Source organism: Pseudomonas aegrilactucae (assembly GCF_019168305.1).
In the GTDB taxonomy this organism is placed as follows: Bacteria; Pseudomonadota; Gammaproteobacteria; order Pseudomonadales; family Pseudomonadaceae; genus Aquipseudomonas; species Aquipseudomonas aegrilactucae.
Window position 1 is genome coordinate 1 of the sequence record NZ_JAHTBI010000179.1, and the last position, 2199, is coordinate 2199.

Genomic DNA, 2199 nt, shown 5'->3' on the forward strand with positions numbered 1-2199 from the left:
GCTGGCTTGCCAGCGAAAGGTGCGACTCATTTTTCGAGGTGCTCAGCCCCTTGCAGCGCCTCGTCACCCAACAGCAGGGTACTGTCGTGCGCCACGTCCTCTTCTTCGAACAATCGCCACACTTTGCCATCCTGGGTGCCCAGCAACTCGACGAAACGACGCCCCTCGATCTTGTCGCTCAGTTGGCCCAGGTAGCGCCCGGGCTCGCTTTCGCTGCGGGTCAGGGCGATCTTGCGATCCTTTTCAGGTTGGGTCGGCGAGATCAGGTTCAGCTCCAGGGCCTGCGGCTGGCTGTCGCCACTCAGGCGCAGGTCTACCTCACCGGTCAGTTCGTCCAGGTGCACGCTGGCCTTGAGGTTGAGTTGCTGGCCCAGCAGCTCGCGGTCCAGCGAGCGGTTGATGCCCTTGCCCGCCTCGTAGTAGTTGTCGTTGACCAGGTTGTCGGGGTTGTTCACCGCGATGGTCACCATGGTCAGGCTCAGGGTCACCGAGGTGGCCAGTACGCCGATGATGATCCACGGCCAGAGGTGCTTGTACCAGGGGCTGGTGGCGGTTGCTGCAGGCATGGGCGAACTCTCTTAGCGAATTTGTGGGCCGATGAAGCGGCTCTTGGCTTCAATCTGGGTGCCGTTGTCGTCGGCGTCCTTGAGGATGAAGGTCACCTCGTTGGTGGTCGATGGCAGTTCTTCGGGCGCCATCGACAGTTGCACCGGCAGGCTGACGATATCGCCGGCCGCCACGCGGATCTCACGCGCGCCTTCGAGCTTGAGGTCGGGCAGGCCGGCGGCATCGAGCACGTACACGTGATCGCGCTGGTCCTTGTTCATCACCTTCAGGCTGTACACGTTCTCGATGCGGCCCTGGGCGTTCTCGCGGTACAGCACGCGGTCCTTGCTCACGTCCAAGCCTACCAGCGAGCGCATGAAGAAGGCGGTGGCGAGCAGGCCGACCATGCTCAGCAGCACGACCAGGTAGCCGATCAGGCGCGGGCGCAGCATATGGGTCTTCTGCCCCGACAGGTTGTGCTCGGTGGTGTAGCTGATCAGGCCACGCGGGTAGTCCATCTTGTCCATGATGGTGTCGCAGGCGTCGATGCAGGCCGCGCAGCCGATGCACTCGACCTGCAGACCGTCACGGATGTCGATGCCGGTCGGGCACACCTGCACGCACATGGTGCAGTCGATGCAGTCGCCCAGGCCCCTGGCCTTGTAGTCGACCTCCTTCTTGCGCGGGCCGCGTACTTCGCCACGCCGCGGGTCGTACGACACGATCAGCGTGTCCTTGTCGAACATCACGCTCTGGAAGCGGGCGTACGGGCACATGTAGATGCACACCTGCTCGCGCAGCCAGCCGGCGTTGCCGTAGGTGGCGAGGGTGAAGAAGCCGACCCAGAAATAGGCCCAGCCGTCGGCCTGGCCGGTGAAGAACTCGATGCACAGGTCGCGGATGGGGCTGAAGTAGCCGACGAAGGTCATGCCGGTGACAAAACCGATGCCCAGCCACAGGCTGTGCTTGGCCAGCTTGCGCAGCAGCTTGTTGGTGCTGGTGGGGGCCTTGTCGAGCTTGATGCGCTGGTTGCGGTCGCCTTCGGTGACTTTCTCGCACCACATGAAGATCCAGGTCCACACGCTTTGCGGGCAGGTGTAGCCGCACCACACGCGGCCGGCGAATACAGTGATGAAGAACAGGCCGAAGGCCGCGACGATCAGGATGCCCGACAGCAGGATGAAGTCCTGCGGCCAGATGGTGGTGCCGAAGATGTAGAACTTGCGTTCGGGCAGGTTCCACCATACCGCCTGGTGACCGCCCCAGTTCAGCCACACCGTGCCGAAGTACAGCAGGAACAGCAGCGCGCCGCCGAGCATGCGCAGGTTGCGGAACACCCCGGTGAAGGCGCGGGTGTAGATCTTTTCGCGGGCGGCATAGAGGTCGACGCTACCGGTGTCTTTCTTGGCAGGTGGGGTGACGTCGTGTACGGGAATCTGTTTGCTCATCATTGAGTCCCACGGCAGTGGAAAAGTGCCGCGGCCAGTACATGCCGACCGCAGTCAGAAGTTGTTGCTGCTCTAGGGCGCATGATACGCCTGTCCTTGACGTACGGGGCGGGGTGCGACCTTTGGTCGCGTTGGTTAGTGGCTGACAATAGTGTAGTGGCACTTGTCAATTGATCTGGGTCATGGGGGTGGCCTTTCGGGCCCC

General features: G+C 62.7%; 2 protein-coding genes. Both read right to left on the reverse strand.

What is annotated here, in order from left to right:
* Positions 1-26: 26 nt before the first annotated feature.
* Positions 27-566, reverse strand: coding sequence for a FixH family protein (locus KUO17_RS26420; RefSeq protein ID WP_217978484.1), 540 nt, complete (start codon positions 564-566; stop codon positions 27-29).
* Positions 567-578: 12 nt separating this feature from the next.
* Positions 579-1994 (reverse strand): cytochrome c oxidase accessory protein CcoG, encoded by a 1416-nt coding sequence (ccoG, locus tag KUO17_RS26425; RefSeq protein ID WP_217978485.1) that lies wholly within the window; start codon positions 1992-1994, stop codon positions 579-581.
* Between the last annotated feature and the right edge of the window lie 205 nt (positions 1995-2199).

What these genes read in the sequence shown, in the direction of transcription:
- KUO17_RS26420 (WP_217978484.1), bottom strand. Translation starts at nt 566, where the DNA reads ATGCCTGCAGCAACCGCCACCAGCCCCTGGTACAAGCACCTCTGGCCG.
- ccoG (WP_217978485.1), bottom strand. Translation starts at nt 1,994, where the DNA reads ATGAGCAAACAGATTCCCGTACACGACGTCACCCCACCTGCCAAGAAA.